General features: G+C 37.3%; 6 protein-coding genes. All 6 read right to left on the bottom strand.

Annotation, left to right across the window (positions count from 1 at the left end):
* Positions 1-65: 65 nt before the first annotated feature.
* On the bottom strand, positions 66-1,025 hold the full coding sequence (locus tag ABWO41_RS14980) for a GDSL-type esterase/lipase family protein (RefSeq protein ID WP_353139799.1): 960 nt from the start codon (positions 1,023-1,025) through the stop codon (positions 66-68).
* A gap of 106 nt (positions 1,026-1,131) precedes the next feature.
* On the bottom strand, positions 1,132-1,674 hold the full coding sequence (locus ABWO41_RS14975; RefSeq protein WP_353139796.1) for a C40 family peptidase: 543 nt from the start codon (positions 1,672-1,674) through the stop codon (positions 1,132-1,134).
* Entirely contained in the window at positions 1,593-1,994 is a 402-nt protein-coding gene (locus tag ABWO41_RS14970; RefSeq protein WP_353139793.1) for a hypothetical protein, read from the bottom strand. The genes ABWO41_RS14975 and ABWO41_RS14970 overlap by 82 nt, the downstream gene beginning before the upstream one ends.
* Positions 1,995-2,115: 121 nt before the next feature.
* Positions 2,116-2,760, bottom strand: coding sequence for a DUF6266 family protein (locus ABWO41_RS14965; protein WP_353139790.1), 645 nt, complete (start codon positions 2,758-2,760; stop codon positions 2,116-2,118).
* A 349-nt stretch (positions 2,761-3,109) separates the two neighbouring features.
* Positions 3,110-3,706, bottom strand: coding sequence for a hypothetical protein (locus tag ABWO41_RS14960; protein WP_353139787.1), 597 nt, complete (start codon positions 3,704-3,706; stop codon positions 3,110-3,112).
* A gap of 175 nt (positions 3,707-3,881) precedes the next feature.
* Positions 3,882-5,343 (bottom strand): alpha-L-rhamnosidase-related protein (locus tag ABWO41_RS14955; protein WP_353139784.1); only part of this gene is annotated, 1,462 nt, incomplete at its 5' end.

The raw sequence follows: 5,343 nt of genomic DNA, 5'->3' as shown, positions 1-5,343 counted from the left end.
GACCCTCTCTGCGTCAACTTAAATACAGTCATATAATACTCGTTAAGACTACTGGAACTTAATCTCTATAAATACTTATTTTTTTCTAAGAAATCTTTCCATACTACATACCCTTCCGGAAGCAAATGTATTCCGTCTTTAGTATATTTAGCATCTAACACATGATTTCCCGAATGGAACACACTATAAAGATCTATAAAACCGGCACATTTTTTCTTTCCTATAATTTGAAGCTCCTTATTTAATTTGATAATCGTATCCGCTTTATTTTTGTAGGTATTCGCTTTTAAAAGGCTATCGTTCAACGGAAGTACCGATTGAACATAGAGTTTGCTTTTAGGTGTACCTGCTCTAATCTTATCTACAATTTTGTTATAGTTTTCTAAAATTAATGCTATCTCCCATTGGCGGCTGCCTAAGTCATTTATACCAATCATCAGAAATATTTTTTCTGGTTTACTGGCAATAACTTCATCAAGCCTGGCCAATACACCATAGGTATTATCTCCGCCTATGCCTCTATTAAAGACCGGCTTATTTGGAAATAACATTTCCCATTGGCCGCGCTCTGTTATACTATTACCTAAAAAAACAATTCCGTTTGTGGCTAATGGATTTTCTTTAAAAACTTCCATTCTCTTTTTAAAGTGTGCACTTTCATGAAAAGTAGCGAACCCATTTTTAACATTTTCTACCTGTATTTCATGAAGAAGCCTCCTGACAGTCTTTTGTTGCTCGCTAGAAAGTATTGCGTTATACTTAACAAAAGCATTATTATAGGCCTGCTTATCCTTAGTTGCCTTTTCCTCTGAATTCAGATTAGTATTATTCCTGGTTTCAGATAAATTGGTATCAAGCTCGGATCGTATGGTCTTAATTTGTTCTTTTTGAGATGCAGTAACCCCTATTTTGTTCAATACATCCTCGGCATAATAATTTAGAGAAAGTCTCTTTTGCGCATGTAACTGCGTAGTAAAAGCCAATAAAAAGAAAGCTATGAATAATTTGATTTGATATTTCATCATTGTTTTTTTGATTATAAATATAAATTATATTCTCTCATTAGAAAAGCATCCTAAAATAAGATGGAAAATAATCTTTATAATTTCCTCACCACTATATAGAAACGTATTAATATGCTATTTTACTTATCCAGTCTCCATAAGCATAAATGGTCTTGCTATGTCGTCTCTTACGGTATACCCCATCGCCTTCTCTACTGCCGGCCATATTAGTATTGCCTTCTATGCTAATAATCCAATCGCCCTGTTGCTTCTCAACCAAGCCCGCATGCGCTATCCGTTTTAGATCAGGGAACCAGATGCCTAATACATTAGCAGGCTTTATTTCTTTTTTCCTCCGCCTAACAGGAAAGAGTGCAGGCGACCAGGCCGTCCGAGGTTCCTGGTATCCAGCCCTGGCGAATATCCAACTAATAAATGAAGCACACCAGGGATGGCCGGCCTTCAATCCCGTTACCGCCAGGTATTGTTCTACCCTTTTACCATCGTTCTTTCCCGTAGCTTCCCTTATGCCCAGTTCATTCCGGGCAATCTCCATAATATATTCCCTTCTGATGTAATCGTTGGTCCTTAATAGATAGCGATCAGACTGCCGATTGCAGCCAGGAAAAGCAAGGCAAAGGAAAGCCAGTACAATAAGATTTGTTGCCATAAACTCAGTTCTTTAAAATGTTTAACCATATAGACCATTGGGGGCAAACCTAACCGGGCCCAGCTTTTGTTGAAGAGATTCCAGCAAAGCAACAACACCAATAAGAAAAATATTAATGCCAGCAGAAACAGGTAGCTTATGCCCAGATCGGGCAATGCAGCTGTGGTATCAAAATGATAAATCCCGTAGGGCAAACCCAGACTCAGGAACAATAGCGATGTGAAATATTTTACGATTGGGTGAATTGATATGAAAGGTAAGCTGATTGCTGAATCACCCCGTTCTGTTATTTTATTTAGAATAAGTTTCGAGATCATCATATAAAAGATTTAGTTGTATATACTATGTTCATTTTTTTTGAGACTTCTCTTCACATACAGAAGAGACAAAATCTAAAAAGAATAAACAGAGGGAATTTATCCCTCTGCTCGTCGCTATCTTTTAAGCAATAACGACATTGCCTGCATATAGGCTGGTGGCTACTTCTGAAGATTCTAAGGCAGCGAAGCTTACATATACTTCGGCTGTTTCACCGCTAAATTCCTCCGGAAGATCCAGTGCCAGTGCCTCCTGCTGTCTTTCTGCTTCCCCTATGGCGTATAGGGCTTCGGCCAGAGAAGGAATAAAAATGGCAACCATGACCTGATCGTTTGCCTTAGCCTGGCCCTTGCCGGTATTGTCTTCCCAGATTAGATTTAGTCTGGCGGGACTGTCAGAAGTAACTGATAAAGATTTTACTCCGGTTAAATCGCCCCTGCTTACCAGAACCATACTGTAATCTATCTGTAGATTAGGCGTTTCGCCAGTCAAAGCATTTTTCAGGTTATAACTGGAAGCACTGTTGTAGCCTGTGCGACCATTGGCATAGTTTTTAAAGCCAATTTCCAACAAAGGTTTAATAGGCCGCAGAAAACCGTTAATCAAGGCAAAACGAGCCTGTTGTTCCAATTGCTTCTTGCTGGCGCCGGCATTACCCCGTTTTGATCCCAGACTACGCATGTATTTAATACCACGCCAGGACGAACCGACTACCGTTCCAACTTTTCCTGAAAAGGCTCCCAATATGCCTTGTGTATATTTTCCCATAATTTTTAATTTTAAGGATTAAACCATCATGCAAAAGCTTCTGTGATAGCGCTATCGGTCTTTTGTCATAGGCAAATCTAGGGCACAAAAAAGTCAGGAAAAAGCGTTTCAAGCTCCATTGCCGCAGTTTGCGGAGATGTGCTTTTGTCTTACCGAACTTTGCGGAAGCCAGTTTAAGAAGAAATGAGGTTATGCTACTTACTTTTTAATCGGGTACAATTTGGAGCAGTAAGAAGAATTGAGTTTTTGATTGCAGAAAGGGTTGAAATTAGGGAAGTATTGCAAATTATAAATAACTAAAAAAAGCTTGGTTATGGCAACATTTAAGAAGCTATTGAAAGATCATCCCTTATAATTTACTTATAGAAATCATCCTTTTATCTGCCTCTTCCAAGATTTTTTCGAATGCGGCAATAATGTCATCTGACAATTCATTTGCTCCCCTTTCAAAACTTACCTTCTCTATTAGTTTTTTCAAATGGCTAGCCTTTAGATTACCTAATAGAAGTTCTATATCATTGCATATATAAGGCAATTCATTTTCCAGTAACATCCTATATTTATAGCTGTATTTTCTATTATGCTTTTCTACAATGCTCGTAAATAGTAAGATTTCGTTTTTTAGTCTGTTTAATCGAAAGTTATAATGTTCGTCAAGTAAGTGCCGGGTAAATGTACTCACTATTTTAAAGAGCTCAGGATATAGCTCACTTTCACCACTAACTTCAATTTGACTATTTTCAAAAACTAAAACAATCTCATCTTTTTGTATCTGTTTCTTACCAATTCCTTTAATTGCCTGTATAGAAACACTATTCCCATTTAACAAATAGTGCAATAAAGGCTTCTCAAGCTGACAATTTTTATAAAACTTCCTAAAGTCTTTTTGGAATCGCTCGTAAAAAGTATGTGCATTTGCCCCAAAAGTATCGTTAAAAATCTTCATTGATAACGAAGATATAAATTTTGGAGATTTATCACCTAATTTGGCAGATATAACAGAAAAAAGCAGATATTAAAAAGAGGCCTGATTACAATTTTAAAAGCAGGCACTTTTTTTATAGGTAGATGGTTTAAACGTTTCTTCTATATATTGTCCTATCAAATTCAACAATTGAAAGTTATTTAACTATCCTTATCTCCTTGGGTGCTTTAATATTAGTGTTAATACTTCCGTCTCTTTTTCTGGTATGTTTAACCCACAGTACGCCAAATGGAGTCGGAAAAGTTCCTTCTGCATAATCCAGATCTGCAAGATTTGGTTTAATTGTTATTTCTTTGCATCCCGGAGCTGTAACTTTTATACCCAGAATATGTTCTGTTAACCAAGCCGTGGGTCCGGATGCCCATCCATGGCACAAACTATGACGATAACCTTTATAACAATAATCTCCGTAATCTCCATGAATATCCTTTTTACCTTTAGAAACAAGCTGGTCTATAGGAGCTGCATTTTCCATCCAAGCTAAATTAAAGTCTTCCCAAAACGTTGTAGCACCTAAATCGAGCATTCCTCCCCAATATTCACGAATATTATCTAATGCTCCTTTATAATCCCCTGCCAGCGCTTTTGCCTGTAACATATAATACCCATAAAATGTAGAAAAATCCTTTGCGCCTCCAACAGCTATCACTTCTTTATTGGCTTGTTCCGGAGACATCAATCCGGATATAGCCATTAATGACGCTGCCTGTTTTGAATTATGGTGGTTAGGAACATAATCAGACAGTTTTTTTAAAGTGCCTTCACACAATTGCATCATACCTTTATCATCAAGAATTATTGAAAGCTTATTTCCCAGCAAAATTGATTTCACGACCATAGCTTGTAAACCGGCATGAACTGCATTCTTATCTTTGGTAGATGGCCAGTCTAAAAAACGCTCACCATTAAGTCTTTCTATGCCATTTTCATCTATATTTGAAACAATTTGTCGCAAAAGACCTCTTAGGTAAGGCTGTTGCTCTCTTAAATAAACTAAATCTCCATGATGCATATACCAATCATATTGTAGAACTATCCACCACATAGAATAAGTACTTATCCCATTCATCCATTTAGGCAAAGGCGTGATGTCTCTAATAAGATCCAGGCTTTTAGGTACAACATCATTATATCCAAAAACGCTATTGATAGTTGCCACTTCAGGATGTAAATCTCCTACCCAAACCAAGCGATCTCGTTTGATACCATCCCATAAATAATCCTGCATATTTAGATGAACAGTATAAGCACCTGTCATCCATATTTGATTCAGTAACGTATCGCTACTATTAAAGCTACCTAAATAAGGTATATCTCTATAAATAGAAATTGCCCTCAACTCTTTCAAGTGAAGTTGAGCATTTTCATCAATCAAATCTATCCTCACAAATCTAAAACCTGTATTCCCCACTTCCAGCTTACCTAACCAAGGTAATTCTATAATAAAATCACGCATAGCGTGATCATTAGTTGCGCCTTTCTCTCCTATCTCGGACATGGCTTCGCTTACCGACTCCCCAAATCTTACTCTTATTTTTATAGTTTTTTTGTTTGGCCAACGACCAGTCACCAATTGTAAACCTCCGTGAATCTCTTTT

It is taken from the genome of Pseudopedobacter sp., from assembly GCF_040392825.1.
Classification (GTDB): domain Bacteria; phylum Bacteroidota; class Bacteroidia; order Sphingobacteriales; family Sphingobacteriaceae; genus Pseudopedobacter.
The sequence above is the reverse complement of the archived record's forward strand: the minus strand, read 5'-3'. Positions and strand labels throughout refer to the sequence as shown.

Coding starts and splice junctions, on each gene's coding strand:
- ABWO41_RS14980 (WP_353139799.1), bottom strand. CDS start 1,025: ATGATGAAATATCAAATCAAATTATTCATAGCTTTCTTTTTATTGGCT.
- ABWO41_RS14975 (WP_353139796.1), bottom strand. CDS start 1,674: ATGGCAACAAATCTTATTGTACTGGCTTTCCTTTGCCTTGCTTTTCCT.
- ABWO41_RS14970 (WP_353139793.1), bottom strand. CDS start 1,994: ATGATGATCTCGAAACTTATTCTAAATAAAATAACAGAACGGGGTGAT.
- ABWO41_RS14965 (WP_353139790.1), bottom strand. CDS start 2,760: ATGGGAAAATATACACAAGGCATATTGGGAGCCTTTTCAGGAAAAGTT.
- ABWO41_RS14960 (WP_353139787.1), bottom strand. CDS start 3,706: ATGAAGATTTTTAACGATACTTTTGGGGCAAATGCACATACTTTTTAC.